Consider the following 26,329-nt stretch of genomic DNA (forward strand, 5'->3'; position numbering starts at 1 on the left):
CGGCGCGGAGGGGGAGGGGTCGGAGAGGCGGTCGGCGGCGGCCCGCAGGGCGCGGGCCAGCCGGTCACGCGGGCGCCGGGGCGGCCGCACTGCCGGACTCCAGCTCCAATCCCTCGTACGCCAGGGTCAGCGCCTCGATGGCGATCTCCTGCGAGAGGGTGTTCAGGTTGGCGCCCCGCCACCGCGTCGGCCAAGCGTTGATCATGTTCCAGCGCAGCACCTCGGCGGTGCCGGCCGGGTCGAGCAGCACCACCGAGACGTTGCGCCGGTTGACCGTGCCCTTCGCCGCCGCGTTCACCCAGTCCCACAGCTCGCGGGCGTTGGTCAGGCCGAAGTGCAGCGTCACCGGGGCGTACTCGACCTGCCCCGGCACGGCCCGGATGCGCTCGTTGCCGGCCTCCCGGTAGGCCAGCGACGGTATCGCCACCTCGAAGCCGCTGACCTCGGTGAAGTGCCCGTTGGTGACGCCGTTGATGAGCAGCTTGAAGTGGTACGCCCGGTACGGGTCGACGGGCGCGCCCGGCTGCGGCGTGGCAGTGGTCGGCATGTCAGCCTCCGATCGTCTCGGTCTCGGTGCCGCCGGCCCACTGGCTCAGCTTGAACACCACGAACTCCGCGGGCTTGACCACCGCGATGCCGATGTGCGCGACAACCATCCCGGCGTCGCGGACGTCGGCCGGGTTGGTCTCCTCGTCGCACTTGACGAAGAACGCCTCCTCCGGCGTGCGGCCGAGCAGTGCGCCGTCGCGCCACACCCGGGTCAGGAACGCGCCGATGTCGCGCCTGATCGAGCGCCACAGGGTGAAGTCGTTCGGCTCGAACACCATCCAGCGGGTGCCGTCGGCGATGGCCTGCTCGATCGAGATGGACAGCCGCCGCACGTTGAGGTAGCGCCACTCGCTGGCCTCGGCGGCGAGCGTACGGGCGCCCCAGAGGCGGATGCCCTCGCCGGCGAAGAACCGGATCACGTTGACGCCCTTGGGGTTGAGCACGTCGTGCTCCGGCCGGGTGACCCGGTAGGCCAGGTCGACCGCGCCGCGTACCGGCTCGTTGGCCGGCGCCTTGTGCACGCCGCGCAGCGCGTCGGTGCGGGCCCAGATGCCTGCCACGTGCCCGCTCGGCGGGGTGAACACGAGGTCGCCGCCGAGCGGGTCACGCACCCGGATCCAGGGGAAGTAGTAGGTGGCGAAGTCGGACTGCCGGGGCCGGTCGCCGCCGGTGCCGGGCGGCTCGTCGTCGGCGCCGCCCGGCGTACCCCCGGCGGGCTTGTCGGACGCCGCCGGCTTGGCGGGTTTGTCGGGCGTGGCGACCCGGGTGAGCCGGGAGACGTCGGCCACCTCGGGCGGCGGGTCGCAGATCGCCACCATGGTGCGCAACCGTTCGGCCATGCTGATCAGGGCCTCGTGCGAGACCGGGTCGTGGTAGCCGGGCGCGGCCAGGATGGAGATCTCGTCGATCGCCTCCAGCACCTGCAGGCCGCCGCGCCGACCGCCGGTGCCGGTGAGCTGGCCGCCCGCGCCGACGTTCACCACCCAGCAGCGGGTGCCGCCGTTGTCCAGGAAGCCGAACACGGCCCGGGCCAGCGGGGTGCTCTCCGGGTGCTCGCCGTCGGCGTAGAGGCGCAGGAACTCGGTCCAACTGTTGACCGCCATCGGCCTGTCGACGTACGCGGTGGGGTTCGGCGCGACCCCGACGAACGCGGCGGTGCTCGTGCCGACCGGCCCGATCGGGCGGGCCCCGGAGGGCACCTCCTCGACGTAGATGCCGGGGGAGAAGTAGGTGGGCATCGGTCCTCCTGGGGATCAGTCGGGTGCGGGGACGACGACCAGGTCGTCGCCGGCCGGGTCCAGCTCGGCGGTGTGCACGCGCCCCCGGCCGACCAGCCGGATCCGCACCGGACGGTCCGGGGCGTCGGGATCGTGCGGCACGCCGACCAGCCGGAACCGGCCGGCGGCGTCGGTCTCGGTGGCCTGCGCGGTGCCGACCAGCTCCACCCGCATCGCGGCCAACGGCTGGTCCTGCGGCCCGACCACCCGGCCGTCGAGCGTGCGCATGTCGAGCTGCCGCAGCCGCAGCGGCTGCCGGACCGGCGGCGCGGTCGGCGCCGGCCGGTCGATCCGGGCCGGCACGTCGAGCAGCAGCGCCGGCCGGGGCGCCACGCCGAGCGCTCGCCACAGCGCCGGGTCGCCGGCGTCCAGCACCGGCTCGGGCCGGCCGGTCCCGCTGGTGGCCGCGGCGAGCACCCGGTCCAGCGCCGGCAGGGCCGCCGGCCCGCCGCCGCTGACCAGCAGGCGGACCACGAACCGGTACGGCTCGCGCGCCGCGCCGCCGGTGGCGGTCTGCCGGGCCGGCCGCAACTCCAGCGGCCAGACCGTGAGGCCGCCGTCCGGGTCGTCGCGGGGCGGGCCGACCGGGACGGGCTCACCCGCCGCCCCGGTCAGCCAGGCCGTGACGTCCGCGACGGCCGCCTCGATCGCGCCGGTCATCGCGGCGGCGTCCCCTGGATCCGGTACGCGATGGCCTCGTTCCAGACGTGCGGGTAGACGCCGATCTCGAAGTAGCGGGTGAACCGGTTGATCGGCGCGTTGGTGTGGTCGTGCCAGAGCAGCCACACCGGGGCGATGGTGAACAGCGCGTAGTTGAGCGCCACCAGCGGCAGGTAGAGCGGGCCGAGCAGCCGGGCCTGGAAGACGTGCACGTCCTCGTGCCGTTGGATGCCCGGGCTGGACCCGGCGCAGACCGTGCCGATGGTGGTGGCGTAGCGGGGCGAGACGCCCTCGACCACGTTGACCCGGCCGCTGCCGGCCGAGACGACCCGGTCGAGCTGGTGGCCGAAGACCAGGTGCAGGGCCAGGTAGAGCGCTCCGACGAACGTGTTGAGCAGGCTCCACGTGTGGTCGACGACGAAGAGGAAGACTCCCTTCGCGTCGGCGCCGTACGTGCCGGCGGAGGCGGTGGCCCAGCCGAAGGGCGCGCCGACGAGCAGGCCGACGACCGCGCCGACGAGCAGGCCGACGGTGCCGGCGACGAGCTGCCCGAGCACGGCGCCGAAGGCGATCTGGACGGCGGCGCTGAGGATGCCGAAGATCATGACGGTCACCTCTCTCAGACCCAGGAGCGGACGAAGCGGGGCTCGTTCCCCTGGGCGAGCTGGGTCGGCGACGCCTGTGTCGCCTGCCGGTTGCCCGGGGGCAGTTGGTTGATGCCGAGCGCGGCGGAGAAGATGACCAGCCCGTTGAAGAACGCGATGATCCACTTTTCCGGTCCGGCGTCGGCGAACGCGGCGGTCAGGTAGGAGAGCAGGAGCGCGAAGCCCAACGCGATCCACTTGCGGGCCTTGTCGCCGCTCGGCCCGATCAGGCCGCCGATGACGTTCGTGGCGAGCAGGGTGGCGGCGCTGGCGCCGGTCAGACTGCCCAGTGCGGCCCAGGTGAAGAGATCGTTCACGGCGATCCCCCTTTTCAGACGGTGCGGTGGTGCGGCCTCGGGTGGGGGTGGTGCGGCGGCCCGCGGCGGTGGCCGCGGGATCCGCCCGGTCGGCGGTGGGGCCGGCGGGCTGTCGCCGGGGCTCGGGGACCGGACCGGCCGCCGCCGACGCTGGTCGGGGGCCGGACCGGCGGAACTCAGACCGGCGGGCCGGTGGGCGGCGCCGGCGCGCCGGGCGTGGCCGGCGTGGAGGGTGCGGTGGTGGGCGCGGTCGACGTGGCGGCCGGACTCCCGCCCCGGCGGCGGCGCAGCAGCAGCACGACCACCGCGGCGACGACCAGCAGCAGCACGACCACCGCGCCGACGACAAGCAGCCAGGGGAACGAGTCACCGCCGACCACGGCCGCGGCCGCGCTGGTGGCGGGTGCCGGCGGCGCCTCGGCGACGGCCCGCAACTCGGCCGGCTTGGGCTGGTTGGCGACCACCTTCCAGCTCACCGCGCGGCCGGTGGTGGTGCCGTTGGTGTCGAGCACTCGCCCGGGGAACGTCACCGAGATCTCGAACGACATCAACGTCATGAACGCCTGCTGGTTGCGGGGGTCCTGTTCGGCCACCTTTCCGCCGTATTTTTTCGGATCCAGCGGCAGCGAGAAGCGATAGAGATCGCCGTCCCGAACAAGATTCACGCTTTCGCTGGTGAATTGCGCCAGCGGTGTTTTCCGGTAGGTGATCTGAATGCCGTAGAAGTTGGGATCCTCGTAGCGGGTCTCGGTGCCGGCGGGAAGCGTGGGAATGTTCTGCCGCAGTTCGGCGAAGGCCACCGCGACGTCCGGGTTGCGCTGTTTGAGCACCGACTTCTGTGCGGTCAGCAGGAGCTGGCCGGAGATCGTGTCGTCGGCGTTCACGGTCAACCCCAGGTTGAGTTGCATGCAACCGCTCAGTGTCGCCACGAGGGCGAGACACACCGCGACGCGGAATGCCCGGCTGCGGCGGAGTCTCGTATTCATGCGCCCAGTGTGGGCGGTCGGCGTGGACTCGACAGTCAGCGATCAGCCGCCGCTTTGTCGCCGATCTTACCGGCCGCCTCTCCCATTCGGACGACCCCGCAAACGTGCCCGATCGATATCCTGAAAGGTTGTCATTCCTCCGTTCCCGGCGCCGACCGGTCCGCGACGACCCGGAAGACCGGGATGCCCGGGGCGACGCGGGCGAACTCGGTCAGCGGGGCGTGCCGGTCCACCGGCACGTGCGGGCGCGCGCCGGGGGCGAGCGCGAGGTGCCGGCGCAGGATCGGCGGCCGGTCCGCCACGTCGACCTCGACGAGCCGGACCGGTTCCCGCCCGCCGTGGCGCAGCACCGCCCGACCGCCGGCGGCCCGCACGTTGGCCACCCAGTTGACCCGGTCGCCGAGCATCGACACCAGGTAGCGCTCGCCCTCGTGATCGGCGACCACAAGCGGCAGGGCGACCGTCCGGCCGCTGCGCCGACCCCGCACCTCCAGGGTCACCCAGTGCCGGGGGCCGAGCCCGGCGGCGTGCTGTCGGGCGGCGAGCCCGTTCAGCACCCGCGCGAGCCGGTTCGGCCGCCCGTCCCGGTACATCCACCGCACCTGTCGACGCCACAGCTCCGCGCTCATCAGGCCCCCTCTCGTCCCCCTCCATTGGGGACCGGACGGTCGGCGGTGACCAGGGTCGATCGACCCGGACCTCCACCGCTCAGGCGGGTGGCTGCCAGTCGGCGTACCGGGCCACGCCGCGCAGCGCCGCCCCGGACGGGGTGAGCCGCCGCCGAACCGGCACGGCAGGGCGACCGGCGCCTGATCGACCAACCGGATGTCGCCGATCCCTGCCGCCCGGGCCGCGACTCGTCGGCGCCCGCCGGCCGCTCGCCCCGCTGGTCGCCGAGTTCCGGCACACGTTCGCCGAGCTCGCCGACGTGCTCGACGACATCGCGACCGCGCTCGACGACGCCGACGACCGGGCGGCGCTCGCCGCGCTGGACCGGGCCCGGCACGCCGACGCCGGGGTGGAACGGCTGCGCGGCGCGGTCCAGGCCGCCGGCGAGGCGCTGCGGCTCAACGTCCGCCGGCGTCGCCACCTCGGTCGGCTGCGCTCGGTCGAGGGCTCGATCCGGCAGATCGACTACGCCGTGCGCAACGTGCGCGTGCTGGCCCGGGCCGCGGTCACGTTCACCCGCGGCGCCGCACCGGTCCCGGCCGACCTGGGCGGCACCGTCCGCACGCTGGCCGAGGCGGTACGCGCCGCGGGTGACGCGCTCGCCGCCGACCTCGGCGGCCAGGACGAGGTCGCCGACGCGCACGCCACCCGCGCCGACGCGGCGGCGCTGGAGGCGGTACGCGCGGCCGGGCGGCTCTTCACCGCCGGCTCGACCCTGCCGCTCGCGATCATCATCGGCCAGGTCCGGGCCACCGCCATCGACCTGCTGCGCGGCGTGGGCGTGGACGACGACGCGACGGTGCTCAGCCGGGTCGACGCGGCGGTCACCGGGCCGGAGCGCTGACCGGCGTCACCTCAGGCGCTCTCCCGGGTCACCAGCGTCGACGCGAACGCGGTGCTCGGCGCCGCCGGCACCTCGGTCAGCACGGCGGTGGCCGCGGCGGCGGCGATCCGGTCGACCGGGTGGGTCGCGGTGGTCAACGCCGGGCTGCTCATCGCCGCGTACGGCAGGTCGTCGAAACCGGCAACCGCCACGTCGTGCGGCACCCCCACGCCCCGCCCGCGCAACGCGGCGATCACGCCGAACGCGGTCGCGTCGCTGGCCGCGTAGATCGCGTCCACGTCCGGCCACCGGCGCAGCGCCGCCAGCGCTGCCGACCCGCCCCGTGCCGCGGTGAAGTCGCCGGTCACCAGCCGGGCCGGCGAGCCCGCAGCGTCCATCAGCTCCCGGTAAGCGGTCACCGACCGTTCCGCGCAGGTCAGCCAGCGTGGCCCGGTGATCATCACGATGCGGCGGCGGCCGGTGGCGTGCAGGTGCCGCAGCACCGCGTCCGCCCCGGCCGCGTTGTCCACGTCGAACGACGGCACGGTCGCCGAACCCCGGCCGATGGAGACCACCCGCCCCCGCAGCCGGGCCGGCACCGCGTCCAACGCCGCCTGCGTGGTGTTGACCAGGATCACGCCGCAGACGCCCCGGTCGGCGCCGAGGCGGGCCAACCCGGACGGGTCGGCCAGCGGCAACCACTCCAGCGACACCCCGATCCCGTGCGGCGCGCACACCCGCGACGCGGCGCTGACCACCCGGTGCACGTACGGGTCGTCGAAGACCCGGTCGTCGCGGCCCACCACGGCCACCACCAGCCGCACGCCGGCGCCGCGCACCAGCGCCCGGGCGGTCCGGTCCGGCACGTAGCCGAGGTGCGCGGCGGCCGCGCCCACCCGGGCCCGGGCCTGCGTCGAGGCGAAGCCGTAGCCGCCGAGCACCCGCGAGGCGGTGGCCCGGGACACCCCGGCTGCCCGGGCCACGTCGTCGAGCGTGGCCGGTCGTGCGGTCGGCGTACCCATGGATCGCATCATGCCCGGTCCGGGCCGCGGTGGGTAAGGGGCGGGCGGGCTTGTGGTGGTAGCGCTCTCAGGTGTGCGATCGTCGTCGGGAACCATTCGCCGGAAGGGACTACCGCACCGTGAGCAAGACCCTCGACGCACCGGCCGCGCGGCCACCGGTGCCCCGGCCGGTGCTGGCCGCCCGCACCGGGGTCGCCGTCGTCTTCGCCCTGAACGGGCTCGCGGTGGCGAGCTGGTTCTCCCGGGTGCCGGCGGCCCGCGAGGCGCTCGGCCTGAGTCCGGGCCGGCTCGGCCTGCTGCTGCTCTGCATGTCGGTCGGCGCGCTGCTCGCCATGCCCGCCGCCGGCCTGGTCACCCAGCGGCTCGGCCCGGCCCGCACGGTGGTCGTGGCGACCGTGCTGGTCGCGCTCGGCATGACCGTGGCCGGCCTCGCCACCGGCCTGGCCGGCTGGGCGGTCGGCGTCGGGCTCGGCCTCGCCGCGTTCGGCTTCGGCTCCGGCCTGTGCGACGTGGCGATGAACGTCGAGGGCGCGGCCGTGGAGAAACGACTCGGCCGGACGATCATGCCCCGGTTCCACGCCGCCTGGAGCCTCGGCTCGGTGGCCGGCGCCGGCCTGGGCGCGGGCGCCGCGCGGCTCGGCGTACCGATCGAGGTGCACCTGCCGGTGCTGGCGGTGGTGATCCTGACCGGCACGCTGCTGGGCGCCCGGGCGTTCCTGTCCGCGCCGGCCGAGTCGACCGACGCGGGCGCGCCGGCGGCCCGGCGACGCGCGCTGCTGGCCGCCTGGCGGGAGCCGCGCACCCTGCTGGTGGGTCTGCTGGTCCTGGTGATGGCGTTCACCGAGGGCAGCGCCAACGACTGGCTGGCGGTGGCGTTCGTCGACGGGTACGGCGTGGACGAGGCGGTCGGTGCCGCCGTGTTCGGCGTGTTCGTCATCGGCATGACGCTGGGCCGCACCGCCGGCACGGTCGCCATCGACCGCTGGGGACGGGTGCCGGTGCTGTACGGCACCATCGGACTGGCCTCGGCCGGCGCGGCGCTGGCCGTGCTGGCCGGCTCCGGCCCGCTGGCCGTGGTCGGGGTGGCCATGTGGGGGATCGGCGCGTCGCTCGGGTTCCCGGTCGGGATGAGCGCCGCCGCCGACGACGAGGACAGGGCGCCGGCCCGGGTCAGCGTGGTCGCGGTGATCGGCTACACGGCGTTCCTCGCCGGGCCGCCGCTGCTCGGATTCCTCGGCGACCACTTCGGCGTGCTGAACGCGCTCGGCGTCGTGCCGCTGCTCCTGCTGCCCACGCTGGCGCTGGTGCCGGTGCTCCGCCCGCCGGCCACCGCCTCGACCACGGCCCGCTGAGCCCGCTGCCCAGCCGACTCCCACGGCGCTCCCAGGCGCCTGCCAGGCGCGCGTGCTGCACTGGAGCACGACGCCGAGGAGAGGAGGCGGGCATGGGCTGGTTCAGCCGACGGGCCGCCGACCCGACGACCCCGACGAAGCTCGACCGCGAGGCGAACCGGGAGGACCTGGCGCAGCTGGAGGCGTTCGTGACCAGCCGGCGCGGGGTCGAGTTCTATCTCGAACCGGAGACCACGGCCACCGACACCACGGTGGTCGCCATCGCCCACGACGGCGAGTGGATCCGCCGCCGTACCGGCTCGCCCCGGGTCGCCGGCACGATCGCCCGGCGGCACGCGGTGCCGCTCTACGAGGCGGCCCGCACCGGCTACCCGGAGCGGATGCGGGCCTGGAACCGGGCGCACCCGGAACGCCGCAAGCGCTGAGCGCCGCGCTCAGTCGCCGAGCGCGGCGCGGGCCTGGTCCCGGCGCAGCGGCTCGTCGTGCGCGGAGACGTACCACTCGACGTGCGCGGAGAGCAGGCCGCGGGCCAGCTCCAGGTCCGGCCCGTCGGTCGGGGTGCGCTCGTGCAGCGGCGGTGGGTACCAGCAGTCGCCGAGCAGCAGCACCCGGGAGTCCGGCACCAGCACCACCGTCGAGTCGCTCGCGTGCCTGCCGCCGACGTGCCGCAGCACCACGCCGGTGGGCAGCATCAGCTCGTCGGTGAACGTGCGGGTCGGCGGCAGCACCGCGAAGCCGTCGAAGTCGTCCACCGCCAGCGCCCGGGCCCGGTAGCTGGGCCCGAGCCGGGGCTCGGCGCGGACCGTGTCGCGTAGGTGCCGGTGGCTCCACGGGCGGGCCGCCTCGGCGCGCAGCGGGGCCACGCCGGCCTCGTGCCCGACGATCTCCACGTCCGGCCAGGCGCAGGCGCCCCAGACGTGGTCCCAGTGGTGGTGGGTGTAGACCAGCCAGCGCGGCTCCGGCAGCCGGGCGGCGGCGAGCCCGGCGCGGATCTCCCGGGCGTGCGCGGGACTGTGCCCGGCGTCGACGAGCACGCTGCCCCGGTCGTCGGCGACCACCGCCACGGTGGGCCGGACCGCCCCCGGGTCGGGGTCGCCCGGGAACAGCCAGACCCGGTCGGCGAGGTGGCGTGGCTCCATGGCGGCATCCTCTCGCAGCTCGGCCGGATGCTACCGCCGTCCCGCGGTCACCGGCTGCCCCGTCAGCCGGTGAACGCGGACGCCACGGCGTACCCGAGGAACGCCGCGCCGAGGCCCGCGACCACGCTGACCAGCACGTTCGCGTACGCGTGCCGGCGCGATCCGGCGCGGGCCAGCCGCAGCGTCTCGTAGCCGAGCGTGGACCAGGTGGTCAGCGCGCCGCAGAAGCCGGTGCCGACCAGCGCGGTCACCGCCGGGTCGGCCGGCACCGCGAGGACCGCGCCGAGCAGCAGCGAGCCGGCCACGTTGACGGTGAGCGTGCCGACCGGGAACGCCGAGTCGTGCCGGGCCTGCACCGCCCGGTCGGTCAGGTAGCGCAGCGGGGCGCCGAGCGCCGCGCCGAGCACGATCAGCAGGACGGTCACCGGGCCACCCCGCGCCGGGCGCCGAGCAGCCGGCCGGTCACCGCGTCCCCGGCGGCGACCGCAGGCAACGCGGTGAGCACGGTGGCCGCCAGATAGGCCAGCGCGGTACCCGGCGCGCCGGCCGTCACCAGGCGCTGCGCGTCGACCGCGTACGCGGAGAACGTGGTGAACCCGCCGAGCACCCCGACGCCCAGGAACGGCCGGACCAGCGGGCCGGCCGGGCGGGCGGTGAGCACCGCCATCAACGCGCCGATCAGCAGGCAACCGGTGACGTTGACGCCGAACGTGGCCCACGGGAACCCGGTGGGCGGGTGCGGCAGGGCGGCCTGGACGCCGGCGCGGGCCAGTGCGCCCAGCGCGCCGCCGGCGGCGATCACGCCCAGCACCGCGGCCGGGTGCGCGGCCAGCTCGGCCCGGTCGGCGGGTACGCGGAGGTCGACGTCGGGATCGACGCGGGACTCGGGCGGTCGGTGCACGGTGCCTCCCACCAGGACGGGCATCACTGGCAGGGACCGTTGGCGACGTTCGCGGTTCTCCCGGTCTGGCCGGGACGGCGGGCCCCACCGCCGCTCGCCCCCGAGCATAACCCCGCCCTCCCGCCCCACCGTCACCCCTGCGCCCGGCCCGGCCCGGCCCGCGATCTTGCAGTTCCGGCCCCGGCAAAGGGTGCGAATAGCCCATCTCGGGGGCCGAAACTGCAAGATCTGTGAAGGTTGTTGTCAAGCGGTGGCTTCGAGGGTGCGCCAGATTTGGCGGGCTATGTAGCGTTTGAGGCTGCGGGTGATCTCGGCTGGGGTGCGGCCTTCGGTGGTGCGGCGGTTGGTGTAGTCCTTGGTGGGTTGGTGGCATCGTTGGCGGGTTTTGGCGATGGTGTGTAGGGCGGCGTTGAGGGTGCGGTCGCCGCCTCGGTTGAGGCGGTGGCGGGTGATGCGTCCGGAGCTGGCGGGGATGGGGTTGACGCCGGCGAGTGAGGCGAAGGCGGCTTCGTTGCGGAACCGGCCGGGGTGTGACCAGGCGCTCAGGGCGATCGCGGCGGTGACGGGGCCGATGCCGGGCTGTTGGAGCAGGGTCGGGCAGAGTTTGTCGACCAGGGTGCGGATGTCGGTGAGGTTGGCTTTCAGGAGTTGGTTGAGGCCCAGGATCTGCTCGGCGAGGGCTGCCAGTTGAGTGCGACGCAGCCGGTCGAGACCGCTGCCGCTGCCGCTGGTGGTGAGGGTGAGGGTGGTGGCGTGTTGGACCTGTCGCAGGGTGCTCAGCCCTCGCATCTGCGTGCGGAGGTCGTCGTCGGCGGTGAGGATCACCGATTTGAACAGGTTGATGGTGGCGGTGCGGGTGTCGCTGTAGTGGCGGCGGCAGACGTGTAGCAGGCGTAGGGCTTCCCGGTCGCCGTCGGTGCGGGGTGTGGCGACGTGGTCGGCGGCCAGCATGCCACGAGCGGCGTGCACGGCGTCGAGCGCGTCGGACTTGCCGCCTCGCCGGTGGCGTCCGGTAGCGGGTTTGGGGGCTTCCAGGACGTCCTCGCCCGCGGCGCGCAACACGCGCAGCAGGCCGACACCGTGACTGCGGGCGCCGTCCAGGGCCCAGGCCCGCCGGCCCGTTCCCAGCCCGGTCGTCTGCCGCACGGCCCAGGCCAGCAGAACACCGGCGCCCTCGTCGGTGGCCGGCACGGTGATCTCGGCCAGCACGGTCCCGACCGCAGTGAGGACCGCAGCGGTGTGCGTATCGGTATGGGTGTCCACACCGACGACCGCGTCGACACGGTCAGCCAGACGTTCTGCCAGGATGGAAAGCACGGACGGTTCTCCCTTGCACGGGACGACGTTCGGACGGCGTCGGCCCGGGAGCGATCACCCGGCGGCACATCTGTGATGAGTCACGCGACACGGGCTGCACACCCCTCGCGGACAGGCTTCTGATCAGGCCAACAAGGTGGGCCGGGCCGACGCCGGCAACCCACGAGGACAAGTCGACTCCACGGCACGCCATCTGACGGCGGCCAGATCTTGCATGAGTCACTCGTCGATCACCGACGTCGAACCCTACCGATACCAGCCTCCCGGAACCGGCCCACCTATAGAAGCGTCGACGGGTGCCGGGTGCCGGGCTGGGTGGGGCGGGAGCTGCGGGGTGGGTGGGTCAGGAGGGGGTGGGGGACAGGTCTCGTGGAGTGGGAGTGGGAGTGGGGGTGGTGGGGGTGCGGCGGGCGGCGCGTTCGGCGACCAGGAGCACCGCGAGGCCGAGCAGGGTGAGGCCGGCGCCGGCCCAGATCGGGGCGGTGAAGCCCAGTCCGGCGCCGATGGTCAGGCCGCCGATCCAGGCGCCGAGCGCGTTGCCGAGGTTGAACGCGGCGATGTTGGCGCCGGAGGCGAGCGTCGGGGCCTGGTGGGCGTACCTCATGATCCGCATCTGCAGCGGTGGCACGGTGGCGAAGCCGAACGCGCCCATCAGGACCAGCGCGACGACTGTCGACACCGGGTCGGCGGCGGTCAGCGCGAAGCCGACCAGCACCAGGGTGAGGACCGTGAGCACGGTGACCAGGGTGACCGGCAGCGAACGGTCGGCCGCCCGGCCGCCGGCCAGGTTGCCGACGAACAGCCCGACGCCGAAGAGCACCAGCAGCCACGGCACGGTGCTGGTGGCGAAGCCGCTCACCTCGGTCAGCGTGTACGCGATGTAGGTGAACGCGCCGAACATGCCGCCGAAGCCGAGCACGGTGACCAGCAGCGAGAACCAGACCTGGGGCTGGGCGAAGGCGCGCAGCTCGCCGCGGAGTCCACCGCCTGCGGCGGCGTCCGTGGCCGGGCCCCGGCCGGGCACCAGCAGCGCCAGTCCGGCCAGCGCGACCACGCCGATGCCGGTGATCGCCCAGAACGTGGAGCGCCAGCCGAAGTGCTGGCCGAGGAACGTGCCGAACGGGACGCCGAGGACGTTGGCGACGGTCAGCCCGGCGAACATCATCGCGATGGCGCCCGCCCGGCGGGCCGGCGCGACCAGGCCGGCGGCCACCACCGCGCCGATACCGAAGAACGCGCCGTGGCAGAGCGCCGCGACGATCCGGCCGGCCAGCATGGTGGCGTAGTCGCCGGCCAGCGCGGAGAGCAGGTTGCCGGCGATGAAGAGCAGCATCAGGGCGAGCAGCACCGGCTTGCGGCGCAGGCGGGTGACCGCGGCGGTGAGCGCCACCCCACCGACGGCGACGCTGAGCGCGTACCCGGAGATCAGCCAGCCGGCGACCGCCTCGGTGACCGCGAAGTCGGCGGCGACCTGAGGGAGCAGCCCCATGATCACGAACTCGGTGAGGCCGATGCCGAATGCCCCGATCGCCAGTGCCAGCAGGCCGCCCGGGAACGCGGAGGTACGTGAGGACATGACATCCGTTCCATGCGTCAGAGTAATGAGAGCGCGTGCAACTACCCGCGCCAGCAACGAAATAGTTGCACGCGCTTTATATCGGCGCAAGCGTGCTAGGCTGGAACGACGTCCACGTCACACCCGAGGAGGGCCGATGGGCATCGGCGACGACGCGGTCGAGATCCGCGCCCAGGGTTGGCGCACGCTCGCCGCGCTGCACGGCCTGATCGAGACCGCCCTGGAACGCGCCCTGCAGGCCGAGCACGACCTCTCCGTCGTGGAATACACGGTCCTCGACGCGCTCTCCCGGCAGGACGGCTGGCACATGCGGATGCGACAACTGGCCCGCGCCGCCGCGCTCTCCGGCAGCGCCACCACCCGGCTGGTGACCCGGCTGGAGGAGCGCGGCCTGCTCACCCGGATCCTCTGCGCCGACGACCGCCGGGGCATCTACACCGAGCTGACCCCCGCCGGGTCGGCGCTGCTGGACCGGGCCCGCCCCACCCACGACCGGGTGCTCGCCGACGCGCTGGCCGAGGCCGAACGCACCCCCGAGCTGGCCCCGCTCGTCGACGCGCTGCACCGCCTGCCCGCCGCCCGCTGACCGCCTCCGCCGCCGCTGCGCTGACCTGGCAGGACGGCCCGTACGGGCGTACGGTGATCGGCATCCCGCCCGGCGCGGCGGCGTCGGGCCCGTCGCGCAGGAGGCAACCGTGCAGGACCGCACCCCTCGTCCGGACGAGCTGGATCCCGTCGAGCGGATCGGCGTCGACGAGCTGCGGGCGCGGCAACTGGGCCGGCTGCGCTGGTCGCTGCGGCACGCGTACGACCACGTGCCGCACTACCGCCGCGCGTTCGACGACGCCGGCGCGCACCCCGACGACGTACGCGACCTGGCCGACCTGGCCCGCTTCCCGTTCACCGCCAAGGCCGAGCTGCGGGAGAACTACCCGTTCGGCATGTTCGCCGTGCCCCGCGAGAAGGTCGCCCGGCTGCACGCCTCCTCCGGCACCACCGGACGCCCCACCGTGGTCGGCTACACCCGCGCCGACCTGGACACCTGGGCGAAGCTCATGGCCCGATCGATCCGGGCCGCCGGCGGCCGGCGCGGCGACCGGGTGCACGTCGCGTACGGCTACGGGCTGTTCACCGGCGGCCTCGGCGCGCACTACGGCGCCGAGGAACTGGGCTGCACGGTGGTCCCGGTGTCCGGCGGCATGACCGAACGCCAGGTCATGCTGATCCGCGACCTCGAACCCGAGGTCATCATGGTCACCCCCAGCTACATGCTCGCCATCGTGGACGAGATGGAACGCCAGGGCGTCGACCCGCGGGCCACCTCGCTGCGGGTCGGCGTGTTCGGGGCCGAGCCGTGGACCGAGGACATGCGGCGCGAGCTGGAGCAGCGGCTGGACATGCACGCGCTCGACATCTACGGGCTCTCCGAGGTGATGGGTCCCGGCGTGGCGGTCGAGTGCGTGGAGACCAAGGACGGCCTGCACCTGTGGGAGGACCACTTCTATCCCGAGATCATCGACCCGGTCACCGGCGCGGTGCTGCCCGACGGCGAGCGGGGTGAGCTGGTGCTGACCTCGCTGACCAAGGAGGCCATGCCGGTGGTCCGCTACCGCACCCGGGACCTGACCCGGCTGCTGCCCGGCACCGCCCGCCCGATGCGGCGGATCGAGAAGATCACCGGACGCACCGACGACATGATGATCCTGCGCGGGGTCAACGTGTTCCCGACCCAGATCGAGGAGCTGATCCTGCGTACCCCCGCGCTGTCGCCGCACTTCCAGTGCGTGCTGGACCGGCAGGGACGGCTGGACACCCTCACCGTCCACGTGGAACGCCGCGCCGGGGCCGCGGTGGACGAGGCCGAGCGCGCCGGCACGGCCCTGGTCGAGCAGGTCAAGAACACCATCGGGGTCTCGGTGGCGGTCCGGGTGATCGAGCCGGACGGGGTGGAGCGCTCGATGGGCAAGATGCGACGCATCGTCGACCAGCGGCGGGAGCGCTGACATGGCGGGGGACGACCGTCGTACCGCGGCACATGCCATGTTCGACGCGGACGTGGCCTCGAAGGGGCTCGGCATCGAGCTGGTCTCGGCCGGCGGCGGGGCGGCGGTGGCCCGGATGCGGGTCACCCCGGCCATGCTCAACGGGCACGCGATCGGCCACGGCGGTTTCGTGTTCCTGCTCGCCGACACCGCGTTCGCGCTGGCCTGCAACAGCCACGGACCGGCCACGGTGGCCGCCGGCGGCGAGATCAGCTTCCTGCGCCCGGTCCGCGAGGGCGACGTGCTGGAGGCGTCCGCGACCGAGCGGGTCCGGCAGGGGCGCAGCGGCATCTACGACGTCACCGTCCGGCGCGGTGACGAGGTGGTGGCCGAGTTTCGGGGGCGCAGCCGCACCCTGCGAGGCGGGGCCCTTTCTTAACGTATGCGGCATGGCAGGGGCCCCGCTTAACGCCCGGCGCGGCCCGTCCGGGTCGGAGTGGCCCCGTGCCCGCTCCGACCCGGAACCAGCCCGTCAGGCCGCCAGCCTTAGGGCGGCACCCGCCGAGGCGCGCCGGCCCACCGGCTCGGGCAGGCGGGCGGCGCGTTCGAACGGGTGCGCCGGCTCGGCCACCGCGCCCGGTCCGGCCACCGCCGGCTCCGTACCGCCCGGCGCGGCCCTCGACGGCGGTCGGCCCGCGTCGGACCCGACGTGGGCCGACATCGTCGGGCCGCCCGCCTGGGACGGTGGGACGGGCGCCGGTCGGGCCCCTCCACCCGACCGGCGCGGCCGTCCCACCCCGAGCGGGCAGCCCGCCCGCCCGTCGGCGTCCCGTTCGGGTACGCCGTCCCCCGAACCCGCCGCGGCCGGGCGGGTCGCGGCGGGGCCCACGCCGGACCGCCCGGCCGTGACCGCGCCCGATCCGGCGCCGGCACCCCCCACGGTGCCGGCGACGGACGTGACGCGGGCGGGTGTCGCGGCGCCGGCATCCCCCTCGGTGCCGGCGCCCGGTCTGTCGGTGGCGACCCGCACGGCGCCCGGCCCGGCGTTCGCGCCCGCCCGGACGCCGGCGCCCGGACGGCCGTTCGCACCGGGCCCGGCGTTGGGCCCGGGGCGGGCGGCGGCGCGCGAGGCCGGCCGGTCGGGACCGATCGCCGGGCCGGGCTCGCCGCCGACGAGCCGGCGGGCGAAGTCCGCGCGCACCGCGCGGGGCAGCCGATGGGCGGCCACCCGGGCCACCACCGGCTCGACGACCGTCCAGCCGCCCGTGCCGGCCGAACCGACCAGGGTGACCGCCCGGACCGAGCCGACCGAGCCGACCGGCCCGACCGGACCGACCGGAGCGACTGCCCCGACCGAACCGAACGAAGCGGCCGCGCCAGCCGAGCTGACCGGCGCGACCGCACCCGCCGGGACGACCGCGCTCGCCGGAGTGACTGCACCGGCCGGGACGGCGGCGGCCGGGACAGCGGCGGTGCCGGTGCGACGGAGCAGGCCGGCCGCGGCCAGGGCGTGCAGCGCCGGCCCGGCCTGCCCCGCCGGCCAGCCGAGCATCCGTTCGACGGTGGCGGTGGTGACCGGACCGCCGATCGAGGCGGCGGCCATCAGCGCGGCGCGTCGCTCACCGTCCAGCGTGTCCAGCCGGGCGTCCACCAGCCGGCGTACCGCTGCGGGGACCCCCGCCGGCTCGGCGACCGGGTCGGCCGCGGCGTAGGCGGTGGCGACGCCCGGGTTGCCGCCGACAAGTGGCAGCAGCCGCGCTGCCAGCGCGGCCGGCCGGTCGGCCCGGTCGAGCAGGTGCCGCAGCAGGCGACCGGTGTCGCGGGCGCCCAGCGGGGGCAACCACACCCGGTGCCGGCCGGCCGGCGACGGGTCGGCCCGTCCGGTGCGATGCGTGGTGACCACCGCCAGCGCCAGTCCACGGTCGCCGGCGGTGGCGTGCAACTGGCGCAGGAACCGGTGCAGCGCCGGCGCGGCCCGGTCCAGGTCGTCCACGGCCACCACCACCGGGCTTCCGGTGGCCCGGTCGAGCAGCAGCTCGCGGCAGGCCGTGGCGGCCCGGGCGCCGGCCGCGGCGTCGCGGGGCGCGGCGAGGAACGCGGTCAGCGCGGCGCCGGCAGTCGACCGTCCCGCGCGCGGGGCCCGGGGGCGGGCCCCGGCGGCGTCCGGCGTGAGCAGCGCCCGGACCAGGTCGGCCAGGGGCGCGAGGTCCCCGTCCGGGTACGGCGGGCAGTGCGTCACGCACCAGCGCACGGTGACGCCGTCCACCCGCGTCACGGCGCGGGTCAGCTCGTGCAGCAGCCGGCTGCGACCGCTTCCGGGCGGCCCGGTCAGCGAGATCCATCGTGGACGGCGCTCGCACAGCGCCCGGGTCACCGCGTCGGCCGCGCCGGCCAGTTCGCGCCGGCGGCCCACCAGCGGGCCCCGGTGCCGTGCCGGCCGGTGCGGGGACACGCCGGTGACCCGCCAGACGTCGAGCGGCGACGCCTTGCCGGCCAGGGTGGTGGTGGCGAGAGGGCGGGCGTCGACCAGGCCGTCCACCGCCCGCCGGGTGGTGGGACAGACCACCACGCCGCCGGGCGGGGCGTACTCCTGGAGACGGGCCGCGGTGGTGATCACCGCGCCGCTGGCCGCGCCGTGCCCGCCGTCGCGGGCTCCGGTCAGGTCGACGAGCACCTCGCCGGTCGCCACCCCGACCCGCACCCGCAGCCGGGTGCCGCCGGGTGACCGCCGGTCCAGCGCCGCCTGGATCTCCAGCCCGGCCCGCACCGCCCGGTACGCGTCGAAGCCGTCGCAGTCGGGCGCGCCGAACAGCGCCATCACCGCGTCGCCGACGTACTTCTCCACCACGCCCCGCCAGCGGCGCAGCACCCCGGAGACGGTGCCGAAGTAGACCCGTTGCAGCGTCCGCACGTCCTCCGGGTCGAGTCGTTCCACCAGGGCGGTCGAGCCGACGATGTCGACGAAGAGCACGGTGACGGTCCGGCGTTCCTCCGGCAGCGGCCAGCGGGGCGCGCTGACGCCTTCCCGACTCCCCACGGGCGTGGTGATCACCATCGCACCCACCCTTTCCCTGGTCCGGTGCCCGACGACCTCCGGACACTTTCACCACCGGGTCCTCGGGGGATCGGTAGGACGACGTATGTCGGGCACGCGCAACCGTTAGTCGGTTTGTCGACGCGAGGAGTACGAGTGGGGCCGTGAGGCCGTAGAACGGTGCGGGGACCTGTGACTAGGCTGCGTGCCATGGCCAGCGACCCGGACACCGCACCGCTCGTCGGCCGCACCGGCACCGTCGCGACGCTGCGGTCGGCGCTGCTCGACGAGGTCGCCCCGGGGCAGACCGCGGCGGTGTTCCTCACCGGCGAGAGCGGGGTCGGCAAGACCCGGCTGCTCGGCGAGGTCGGCGAGCGGTTGCGCCAGGGCGGCGCCCTGGTCCTCACCGGCACCTGCCTCGACATCGGGGACGCCTCGCCGCTGCACCCGGTGCGCCAGGCGTTGCGCCGCCTCGACGCCGACCAGGCCGGGGCGCGCACCACCTCGGCGGTCCGCGGCCTGCTGAACGTCTTCGACGAGGAGACCCCCGGTCCGGACGGCGCTGGCGCGTTGCTGGAGCGGGTCGCCCAGGGGCTGCACCTGGTGGCCGGCGGCCGGCCGCTGGTGCTCGTCCTCGACGACCTGCAGTGGGTCGACCGGAGCACCCGCCAGCTCCTGCTCTATCTGCTCGCCGGCCTCGGCGACCTGCAACTGTCCGTGCTCGCCGCGATCCGGGCCGAGTCGCTGCGCGGCGCGCACCCGCTGCGCCGGGTGCTGACCGAGCTGCGCCGGCTGCGGTCGGTGCGGGTGGTCGACCTGCTCCCGCTGGACCGGGCCGGCACGGACGAGCTGGCCGCCGCGATCGTCGGCGCGCCACTGCCGCCGGAGGCCGCCGAGCAGATGTGGCAGCGCAGTGGCGGCAACCCGTTCGTGGTGGAGGAGCTGGCCCGCGACCGGCGCGACGGGCGCGACGGCCTCTCCGACACGCTGCGCGAGGTCTTCCTGGACCGGGTCGACGCGTTGCCCCAGCCCGCGCACGCCGTGGTGCAGGCGGTCGCCGCCGGCGTCGAGGCGGTCGAGCACTGGCTGCTGGCCCAGGTGGTGCGGCTGCCGGAGGACGAGCTGCTGGACGCGGTGCGCGAGGCGGTGGCGCACCGCCTGCTGGTCGGCGCCGACGACGGCTACCGACTGCGGCACCGGCTGGTCGCCGAGATCCTGGCCCACGAGCTGCTGCCCGCCGAGCGGGCCGCGCTGCACCGTCGCTACGCCGAGGCGCTCACCGCCGTCCCGGCCGAGCTGCACCAGGCCCGGCTGGCCCACCACTGGCGGCAGGCCGGCGAGCCGGCCCGCGCGCTGCCCGCGACGATGGCCGCCGCCCGCGAGGCGGAACGGCTGCACGGGTACGCCGAGGCGCACCGCCACTGGTCCGCCGCGCTGACCCTGGCCGCCACCCCGACCCCTGTGCCGCCGGACGGCAGCCGGCCCGAGCCGGTCGAGGTGGACCGCGCCGAGCTGCTCAGCAACGCCGCCGAGGCCGCGCACCACAGTGGAGAGCACGCCCGGGCGCTGACCCTGCTGGAGGAGCTGTCGGCCGACCCGGCCGGCCCACCGGCCTGCGCGCTGCACATCCGGCGCGCCCGCTACCTTGCCGCCGCCGGCCGGTCCGCGCCGGCCGAGGAGGAATACCGGCGGGTGCTCGCCTCGACCGACTGCACGCCGCACGAGCGGTGCACCGCCGCCGCCCGGCTGGCCGAGCTGCTGCTGCACCTGGGCCGCTACGCCGAGGCCGGCGACCAGGCCCGGGAGGCCCTGGACCTGGCCGCCGGGGTGCCCGGGTCCACCTCGGAGGTGGTGCTGGCCAGCGCCGCGCTGGGCTTCAGCGAGGCGTTCCTGGAGGACCCGACGGCCGGGCTGGCGGTGATGCGCCGGGCGCTGGAGACCGCCGAGCGTTCCGGCCGGCCGGAGGACGTGGCCTGCGCCTACCTGCACCTCGCCGAGCTGCTCACCGGGCCGTTGAACATCCTCGAGGAGGGGGTGGTGGTGGCCCGCCGCGGCGCCGAGCGCGTCGCCGAGCTTGGCCTCGGCCGCACCTGGGAGACCCGGCTGCTGGCGGTCGCCACGAACGGCCTGTTCCGGGTGGGGCAGTGGGCCGAGGCGGAGAAGGTGGTCGCCGCCGCGCTGCGGCACCGGCCGTCCGGCGCGGACGCGGTCGAGCTGCTGCTGGCCCGGTGCCGGCTCTCCGTCGGCTACGGCGACGTGGAGGCGTCCGACCGGGACCTGGAGGCGGTCGCCACGGTGCTGGCCGGCGGTGGCGCCCGGCACGTGCTGCCGATGCTCATCCTGCGCGCCGGGCTGTTCATGTGGCAGGGCCGGCACGACCTGGCCCGGCAGGCGGTGCAGCGGGGCCTGACCGAGAGCCGCTCCGACGACGTGATCGTGCTGGCCACGCTGGCCTGGCACGGGCTGCGCGCGGAGGCCGAGGCGGCGGCCAGCCGGACGGTCGAGGTGGACCCGACCGCGGTACGCCGGCTGCGCGAGGCGGTCGACCGGGTGACCCGCAAGAGCGGGCAGGCCGGCGCCCCGGTGCGCTACGTGGCCGACGGTTTCCTGGCGCTCTGCGACGCCGAGCTGAGCCGGCTCGACGACGGCCGGGGTGACCCCGAGCTGTGGGGGCGCTCGGCCACCGAGTGGGACCGGCGCAACCATCCCTACCCGGCGGCCTACTCGCGACTGCGGCAGGCCGAGGCGCTGCTGGCCCGGCGCAGCCGGGTGGCCACCGCCGGCAAGTTGCTGCGCCAGGCCCACGCGATGGCGCAGTCGCTCGGCGCGGTGCCGCTCAGCGCGGAGATCCGTACCCTCGCGGGCCGGGCCCGGGTCACCCTTGACGACCCGCCGTCCGCCGTGCCGGTGCCCCGGCCGCGGGCGGCGGCGCCCGCGACGCCGAACGCGCCGACGGTGGACGAGCTGGCGGTGCTGACCGCCCGGGAGCGCGAGGTGCTCGCCGCGGTCGCCGAGGGGCTGACGAACAAGGAGATCGGCCAGCGGTTGTTCATCAGCGAGCGGACCATCGGCGTGCACGTGTCGCACATCTTCGACAAGCTCCAGGTCCGCACGCGGGTGCAGGCCAGCGCGATCTTCCTGCGCAACCGCCCGGAATAGACGTACGTCGGTAATACGTCGTTCGACTGATCCGACGCGCCCGGGGCGGCTGGCAGGCTGTGCCGCGGAATCGGGTGGCGTCGTGGGGGACGCCGACCATCGTGGAGGAGAGATGACCGAACCGGTCTGGGGTCCCGTGCACCAGGACATCGTCGGGTTGCTCGCCGACCACCCCGCCGACGTGCCGGCGGTCGTCGACCATCTCACGAAGCTGCAGGACCTGCTGGTCCGGCTCCCGCCGCTGGAGGCGAGCTGCCCGCTGGCCGACTTCAACAAGCTCTACCTGGTCATCACCAGCACCGTGCTCGACGGTCTCTACGAGGACCGGTTCGTCGATCCGGCGTTCCTCGCCCGGCTGGACGTGGACTTCGCCGCCCGCTACTTCGAGGCGCTGCGATACTGGACCGACTCCAGCCCGAGCACGCCGCGGGCCTGGTCGTGCCTGTTCAAGCGGATGCGCGGTCCGGACGCCCGGCCGCTGCCGTCGGCCGCCGCCGGGGTCAACGCGCACATCAACTACGACCTGCCGTTCGCACTGGTGACCACGCTGGAGAGCCTGGAGTCGGAGCCGGTCGACGGCAGCGACCAGCACCGCGACTACCTGGAGATCAACAAGATCTTCGCCGAGCGGATCCCGGAGCTGCGCCGCGGCTACCTGGACCACTGGCAGCTCATGATCGACATGGTGAACGGCGACATCGACGACTGGTACCAGGGCGAGCTGGTGGAATACACCCGCAACGTGGCCTGGCGCAACGCGCAGAAGATCTGGCGCTGCCGCCACGACCCGCACGCCCGCGAGTGTGAGCGGACGCGGCTGGACGACAACGCCGCGCTGCTCGGCCGGCTGCTGCTATCGCCCCTGGGGGCGTTCCTGCAGTAGCCGGGACGGGGGGTCCCCGTGTCCCGCCGTCCGGGCGCGGGACACGGGGACGCCGTCCCCCTCGTCGCTGGTTCGATCGCCATTCCGGCGGGTCACGCCCCGGGTACCGCCTACCGTCGGGTCATGGCGCAGGCACGGGACGGGGAGCAGCCCCGGCGTACGCGGGACCGGCGCCGCGAGGCGCACGCCGCCGCCGCGGCCCGGGCCGGTCGCCACGCCGAGCCCGGCGACCGGGCCGCCCGCGCCCCGGGAGCGCTGCCGGAGCGGGTGGAGACCCCGGCCCGCCCGCCGGCGCCCGCCGACCGGCTGCACCGCTGGCTGTTCCAGCACCGGGTCGAGCCGGTCGGCCCGGAGGTCCGGGAGCACCAGACGCGGGCCCACCCGTGGTGGCAGGTGATGTGCCTGACCGGGGTCGACTACTTCTCCACCCTGTCCTACCTGCCGGGGATCGCGGCCGTCGCGGCCGGCGCGCTCAGCCCGCTGGCCACCCTGCTGATCGTGGCGCTGACCCTGCTCGGGATGCTGCCGATGTATCGGCGGGTGGCCCGGGAGAGCCCGCACGGGCAGGGCTCGGTGGCGATGCTGGAGCGGCTGCTGCCGTTCTGGCGGGGCAAGGTGTTCGTGCTGGTGCTGCTCGGCTTCGTGGCCACCTCGTGGATCATCACGATCACGCTCTCCGCCGCCGACGCCAGCGTGCACCTGCTGGAGAACCCGATCCTGCCCGAGTCGTTCCCGCACGACGCCACGGCCGCCGTGGTGGTGACCGTGGTGCTGCTGCTGGTGCTCGGCGGCGTGTTCCTGCTCGGCTTCAGCGAGGCCGTGCAGGTAGCCATCCCGCTGGTGGCGGTCTTCCTCGCGTTGAACGCGGTGGTGGTGGTCGCCGGGCTGGCCGACGTCGCCGCCGACCCGGGCGTGCTCGGCGACTGGACCGACCGGCTGACCCGGGTCGGCGGCGCCGGCGACGTGCTGGCCACCAGCGTGCTCGCCTTCCCGCTGCTGGTGCTGGGGCTGTCCGGCTTCGAGACCGGGGTGAGCATGATGCCGCTGGTCCGGGGCGACGGCGAGGACCCGGAACGGCGGCTGGCCGCCCGGATCCGCAGTACCCGGCGACTGCTCACCACCGCCGCGCTGATCATGTCGGTCTACCTGGTCGCGACCACGTTCGTCACCACGGTGCTGATCCCGCCGGACGCGTTCGCGCCCGGTGGGCCGGCCAACGGTCGGGCGCTGGCGTACCTCGCGCACGAGCGCCTCGGTGAGGCGTTCGGCACCGTGTACGACATCAGCAGCGTGCTCATCCTCTGGTTCGCCGGCGCCTCGGCGATGGCCGGCCTGATCAACATCGTGCCGCGCTACCTGCCGTCGTACGGGATGGCGCCGGAGTGGGGCCGGGCGGTGCGGCCGGTGGTGCTTGTCTACACCGCGATCAGCATCGCCATCACCGTCGCGTTCCGCGCCGACGTCAACGCCCAGGCCGGCGCCTACGCGACAGGCATCCTGGCGATGATGGTCTCCGGTGCGATCGCGGTGACCATCTCGGCGCTGCGCGCCCGCCACCGCGCGGCCGCCGCCGGGTTCGCGGTGCTCACCGCCGTGCTGCTGTACGCGCTGGCGGAGAACGTGGTGGAGAAGCCGGACGGCATCACCATCTCCGGGTTCTTCATCGCCGGGATCGTCGCGGTCTCGTTGATCTCCCGGGTCACCCGGACCACCGAGCTGCGCGCCGAGCGGATCGAGTTCGACGAACCGGCCCGCCGGTTCGTCGACGAGTCGGTCGCCCGGGACGGGCGGCTGCACCTGATCGCCAACAAGCGGCAGAGCGGCTCGGTGAAGGAGTACAAGGTCAAGGAGCGGGCCCAGCGGTCGATGAACCCGGTGCCCGGCGCCGCCGACGTGATCTTCCTGGAGATCGACATCAGCGACCCGTCGCAGTTCAGCGACGTGTTGCGGGTGCACGGGGTGGAGGTGGGCGACTACCGGATCCTGCGCGCGCGCAGCCCGGCCGCGCCGAACGCGATCGCCGCGATCCTGCTCGCGCTGCGCGACGCGACAGGGGTGCGCCCGCACTGCCACTTCGAGTGGTCGGAGGGCAACCCGATCGCGCACCTGCTGCGCTACCTGATCCTGGGGCGCGGCGACACCCCGCCGGTGGTCCGCGAGATCATCCGCAAGTCCGAACCCGACCCCACCCGCCGCCCCGGCATCCACGTCGGCGGCTGAGGGGTAAGGAGGGGCCCCTTCTTAACGCATTCGGTAGAGGAGGGGGCCCCGCTTAACGCCGCGGTTGGGTCGGCAAACCCAGCCTCCTAGGATGCTTCAGGCGGGGTGAGCGGGGGCGCGGAAGGCACGGAACGGCCCGCGCTCGACGGGCGGGCGCGGGCCGGGGACGTGCGAGGGTTACGCGGGCAGGGCCTACTTGGACGGCTGCGGCAGCTTGCAGTCGACCTTCGGGTTGGCGCCGATGTAGTTCAACGGGCCGGCCACGATGGTGACCAGGATCGTGCCCGCCTCCGCGCAGTTGGTGTCGTCGTTGCTGTAGTAGCCGCGCTGGCCGGCCGCGATGGCGCCGATGATGAGCCAGATGACGACCAGGACGCCGAGTATCGAGGTGCCGCGCATCAGTTGCCTCCACTGGGGTTGTGGCGAGTTCGAGGTGGAGGGCATGTACCCCGCGCGGGTGATCCGTCAAACGGCGTGCCGGTTCGGACACGGCCGATTCCGATTACCGGACGGCGCGCTCAGTGCGGCGGCACCGGCTCCTCGGGCGGGCGGCCCCGGCTGCGCCGGTGGTCGGCGACGGCCACCCCGGCCAGCACCAGCAGGGCTCCGAGGGAGGCGTACACCGGCGCGAGGAACACCAGCGCCGGCGCGATGCTCAGCAGCGCCAGCACCCCGCCGGGGCGGGACCGCGACACCCGGCTGAACACCTCGTACTCGAAGGCGGCCCGACCGGCCAGGAACAGCGCCGGACCGCCGAGGATGACCGCCAGCCAGGCCGGTGGGGTGTGTCCGGTCGGCTCCAGCAGCACCAGATCGAAGCCGGCGGCGGTGGTGACCACCCCGGCCACCATCAGCAGGTGGGTGTACGGCGCGGTGTTCAGGAACTTGCTCGGCTGGTTCGACCGCGCGATGGCGTCCGGCAGCAGCTCACCGGACTTGTGCACGTAGATGCGCCAGAGCAGCAGCGTGGTGCCGAACGCGGTGGTGAACGCCGCGATGTTCTCCACCTCGGAGTGGTGCAGGCTGAACACCGTGCCGGAGACCAGCACGGCGTCGCCCAGCGCGATGATGAAGAACTGCTGGTAGCGCTCGGAGAGGTGCTCGGCGGTGACCCGGCGCTGCGCGTCCGGCACCGCCCCCAGGCCGGGCACCGGGTAGGCAAGCCGGAATCCCAGGTAGTCGATGGCCAGCGCGCCGGCCCAGCACCACAGGCGGGCGGCGCCGTGTGCGGCGACCCCGCCGACCAGCCAGGGCACCGCCGACACCGCGAACCAGACGAAGATCCGGATGGCCCGGCGACGGGTCTGCGGGTGGCGCCGGACCGCGGGCATCAGGAACAGCCCACGTCCGAGATGGATCGCCACGTACGTGCCGGCGAAGACCAGCCCGCGCGCGCCGAACGCCTCCGGGATGGCGGTGGTCATCAGCAGCGCGCCGAACATCACCGTCACCACCAGCAGTTTGATCTCGGCGCGCTGCGGGTCGTAGAGGTCGGTGACCAGCGTGGTGATCGCCCACGTCCACCAGATGGCCATCAGGATGATCAGCGCCTCGGCGGCGCGTTCCCAGCTCACCTCGCCGATCAGGTAGCGCGAGGTCAGCGCCAGCGCCACCACGTAGACCAGGTCGAAGAAGAGCTCCAGCAGCGTCACCCGGCGTGGCGCCTCGGGATCGCGGACCGGGGGCCGCGGGCCGGCGGGCTCCGGGGTCGCGGTGGGCACGAGCTGCTCCCTGCGGTGGCGGATCGCGCGGCGGGGCCGTCCGCCCCCTCACCGACGGTAGCGACGCCCGCGCACGCCCGTCGGCTTTCCGGCATTCC

General features: G+C 74.7%; 25 protein-coding genes. 9 read left to right on the forward strand and 16 right to left on the reverse strand.

Annotation, left to right across the window (positions count from 1 at the left end; genetic code table 11):
- Window positions 1–64: 64 nt before the first annotated feature.
- The 7 genes from ACIA5A_RS07585 to ACIA5A_RS07615 form a co-directional block, all read right to left on the reverse strand.
- Complete coding sequence (locus tag ACIA5A_RS07585; protein WP_396757607.1) at window positions 65–547, reverse strand: phage tail protein; 483 nt, start codon at window positions 545–547, stop codon at window positions 65–67.
- Between the two features lies 1 nt (window position 548).
- Window positions 549–1,787 (reverse strand): phage tail sheath family protein, encoded by a 1,239-nt coding sequence (locus tag ACIA5A_RS07590; RefSeq protein ID WP_396757609.1) that lies wholly within the window; start codon window positions 1,785–1,787, stop codon window positions 549–551.
- Between the two features lie 15 nt (window positions 1,788–1,802).
- Entirely contained in the window at window positions 1,803–2,486 is a 684-nt protein-coding gene (locus ACIA5A_RS07595) for a carboxypeptidase-like regulatory domain-containing protein (RefSeq protein WP_396757612.1), read from the reverse strand.
- Entirely contained in the window at window positions 2,483–3,091 is a 609-nt protein-coding gene (locus ACIA5A_RS07600) for a glycine zipper family protein (protein WP_396757615.1), read from the reverse strand. Before ACIA5A_RS07600 ends, ACIA5A_RS07595 begins: the two co-directional genes overlap by 4 nt.
- Window positions 3,092–3,105: 14 nt before the next feature.
- Window positions 3,106–3,447, reverse strand: a complete 342-nt coding sequence (locus ACIA5A_RS07605) for a hypothetical protein (protein WP_181568724.1) — start codon at window positions 3,445–3,447, stop codon at window positions 3,106–3,108.
- Window positions 3,448–3,623: 176 nt separating this feature from the next.
- A complete protein-coding gene (locus ACIA5A_RS07610; RefSeq protein WP_396757619.1) occupies window positions 3,624–4,355 on the reverse strand; it encodes an LppM family (lipo)protein in 732 nt (243 codons plus the stop codon).
- A 209-nt stretch (window positions 4,356–4,564) separates the two neighbouring features.
- The gene (locus ACIA5A_RS07615) at window positions 4,565–5,062 is read right to left on the reverse strand and encodes a nitroreductase/quinone reductase family protein (RefSeq protein ID WP_396757622.1); all 498 of its coding nucleotides are present in this window, start codon (window positions 5,060–5,062) and stop codon (window positions 4,565–4,567) included.
- A gap of 140 nt (window positions 5,063–5,202) precedes the next feature.
- Between ACIA5A_RS07615 and ACIA5A_RS07620 the strand changes: the two genes are divergently transcribed.
- The gene (locus ACIA5A_RS07620) at window positions 5,203–5,946 is read left to right on the forward strand and encodes a hypothetical protein (RefSeq protein WP_396757625.1); all 744 of its coding nucleotides are present in this window, start codon (window positions 5,203–5,205) and stop codon (window positions 5,944–5,946) included.
- Window positions 5,947–5,957: 11 nt separating this feature from the next.
- Here the strand turns inward: ACIA5A_RS07620 and ACIA5A_RS07625 are convergent, their stop codons facing one another.
- Window positions 5,958–6,947 carry a LacI family DNA-binding transcriptional regulator gene (locus tag ACIA5A_RS07625; RefSeq protein ID WP_396757628.1) on the reverse strand — a complete coding sequence of 330 codons (990 nt, stop codon included), beginning with the start codon at window positions 6,945–6,947 and terminating at the stop codon, window positions 5,958–5,960.
- A gap of 119 nt (window positions 6,948–7,066) precedes the next feature.
- Here ACIA5A_RS07625 and ACIA5A_RS07630 point away from each other — a divergent pair, with 119 nt between their 5' ends.
- Both ACIA5A_RS07630 and ACIA5A_RS07635 read left to right on the forward strand, forming a co-directional pair.
- Entirely contained in the window at window positions 7,067–8,299 is a 1,233-nt protein-coding gene (locus ACIA5A_RS07630) for an MFS transporter (protein ID WP_396757631.1), read from the forward strand.
- A 92-nt stretch (window positions 8,300–8,391) separates the two neighbouring features.
- Window positions 8,392–8,724: a hypothetical protein gene (locus tag ACIA5A_RS07635; protein WP_091055961.1), complete on the forward strand. Its 333-nt coding sequence runs from the start codon at window positions 8,392–8,394 to the stop codon at window positions 8,722–8,724.
- Window positions 8,725–8,733: 9 nt separating this feature from the next.
- On the opposite strand, the gene ACIA5A_RS07640 is transcribed toward ACIA5A_RS07635, so the two are convergent.
- The 5 genes from ACIA5A_RS07640 to ACIA5A_RS07660 all read right to left on the reverse strand — a co-directional run bounded on the left by ACIA5A_RS07640 (window position 8,734) and on the right by ACIA5A_RS07660 (window position 13,232).
- Window positions 8,734–9,438, reverse strand: a complete 705-nt coding sequence (locus ACIA5A_RS07640; RefSeq protein WP_396757634.1) for an MBL fold metallo-hydrolase — start codon at window positions 9,436–9,438, stop codon at window positions 8,734–8,736.
- Window positions 9,439–9,500: 62 nt separating this feature from the next.
- On the reverse strand, window positions 9,501–9,863 hold the full coding sequence (gene crcB / locus ACIA5A_RS07645) for a fluoride efflux transporter CrcB (RefSeq protein ID WP_396757637.1): 363 nt from the start codon (window positions 9,861–9,863) through the stop codon (window positions 9,501–9,503).
- A complete protein-coding gene (locus tag ACIA5A_RS07650; RefSeq protein WP_396757750.1) occupies window positions 9,860–10,351 on the reverse strand; it encodes a fluoride efflux transporter FluC in 492 nt (163 codons plus the stop codon). The genes crcB and ACIA5A_RS07650 overlap by 4 nt, the downstream gene beginning before the upstream one ends.
- A gap of 231 nt (window positions 10,352–10,582) precedes the next feature.
- Window positions 10,583–11,656, reverse strand: coding sequence for an IS110 family transposase (locus tag ACIA5A_RS07655; RefSeq protein ID WP_396757639.1), 1,074 nt, complete (start codon window positions 11,654–11,656; stop codon window positions 10,583–10,585).
- Between the two features lie 343 nt (window positions 11,657–11,999).
- Window positions 12,000–13,232 carry an MFS transporter gene (locus ACIA5A_RS07660; protein WP_396757640.1) on the reverse strand — a complete coding sequence of 411 codons (1,233 nt, stop codon included), beginning with the start codon at window positions 13,230–13,232 and terminating at the stop codon, window positions 12,000–12,002.
- 136 nt (window positions 13,233–13,368) lie between these two features.
- Between ACIA5A_RS07660 and ACIA5A_RS07665 the strand changes: the two genes are divergently transcribed.
- The 3 genes from ACIA5A_RS07665 to paaI all read left to right on the forward strand — a co-directional run bounded on the left by ACIA5A_RS07665 (window position 13,369) and on the right by paaI (window position 15,653).
- Window positions 13,369–13,818, forward strand: a complete 450-nt coding sequence (locus tag ACIA5A_RS07665) for a MarR family winged helix-turn-helix transcriptional regulator (RefSeq protein WP_396757643.1) — start codon at window positions 13,369–13,371, stop codon at window positions 13,816–13,818.
- Window positions 13,819–13,927: 109 nt separating this feature from the next.
- Entirely contained in the window at window positions 13,928–15,235 is a 1,308-nt protein-coding gene (paaK, locus tag ACIA5A_RS07670; protein ID WP_396757646.1) for a phenylacetate--CoA ligase PaaK, read from the forward strand.
- Window position 15,236: 1 nt separating this feature from the next.
- Window positions 15,237–15,653: a hydroxyphenylacetyl-CoA thioesterase PaaI gene (gene paaI / locus ACIA5A_RS07675; RefSeq protein ID WP_396757649.1), complete on the forward strand. Its 417-nt coding sequence runs from the start codon at window positions 15,237–15,239 to the stop codon at window positions 15,651–15,653.
- Window positions 15,654–15,746: 93 nt separating this feature from the next.
- On the opposite strand, the gene ACIA5A_RS07680 is transcribed toward paaI, so the two are convergent.
- A complete protein-coding gene (locus ACIA5A_RS07680; RefSeq protein ID WP_396757652.1) occupies window positions 15,747–18,269 on the reverse strand; it encodes an AAA family ATPase in 2,523 nt (840 codons plus the stop codon).
- A 189-nt stretch (window positions 18,270–18,458) separates the two neighbouring features.
- Here ACIA5A_RS07680 and ACIA5A_RS07685 point away from each other — a divergent pair, with 189 nt between their 5' ends.
- The 3 genes from ACIA5A_RS07685 to ACIA5A_RS07695 all read left to right on the forward strand — a co-directional run bounded on the left by ACIA5A_RS07685 (window position 18,459) and on the right by ACIA5A_RS07695 (window position 24,510).
- On the forward strand, window positions 18,459–21,407 hold the full coding sequence (locus ACIA5A_RS07685; protein WP_396757655.1) for a helix-turn-helix transcriptional regulator: 2,949 nt from the start codon (window positions 18,459–18,461) through the stop codon (window positions 21,405–21,407).
- Window positions 21,408–21,519: 112 nt separating this feature from the next.
- Window positions 21,520–22,290, forward strand: a complete 771-nt coding sequence (locus ACIA5A_RS07690; RefSeq protein WP_181568712.1) for a DUF5995 family protein — start codon at window positions 21,520–21,522, stop codon at window positions 22,288–22,290.
- Window positions 22,291–22,413: 123 nt separating this feature from the next.
- Entirely contained in the window at window positions 22,414–24,510 is a 2,097-nt protein-coding gene (locus ACIA5A_RS07695) for an amino acid transporter (protein ID WP_396757658.1), read from the forward strand.
- Window positions 24,511–24,702: 192 nt separating this feature from the next.
- On the opposite strand, the gene ACIA5A_RS07700 is transcribed toward ACIA5A_RS07695, so the two are convergent.
- Together ACIA5A_RS07700 and ACIA5A_RS07705 are read right to left on the reverse strand one after the other, a co-directional pair.
- Window positions 24,703–24,909 carry a hypothetical protein gene (locus ACIA5A_RS07700; protein WP_181568710.1) on the reverse strand — a complete coding sequence of 69 codons (207 nt, stop codon included), beginning with the start codon at window positions 24,907–24,909 and terminating at the stop codon, window positions 24,703–24,705.
- Window positions 24,910–25,028: 119 nt separating this feature from the next.
- A complete protein-coding gene (locus tag ACIA5A_RS07705; RefSeq protein ID WP_396757661.1) occupies window positions 25,029–26,231 on the reverse strand; it encodes a low temperature requirement protein A in 1,203 nt (400 codons plus the stop codon).
- Window positions 26,232–26,329 lie beyond the last annotated feature (98 nt).

This window comes from Micromonospora sp. NPDC051300, from assembly GCF_044455315.1.
In the GTDB taxonomy this organism is placed as follows: domain Bacteria; phylum Actinomycetota; class Actinomycetes; order Mycobacteriales; family Micromonosporaceae; genus Micromonospora; species Micromonospora robiginosa.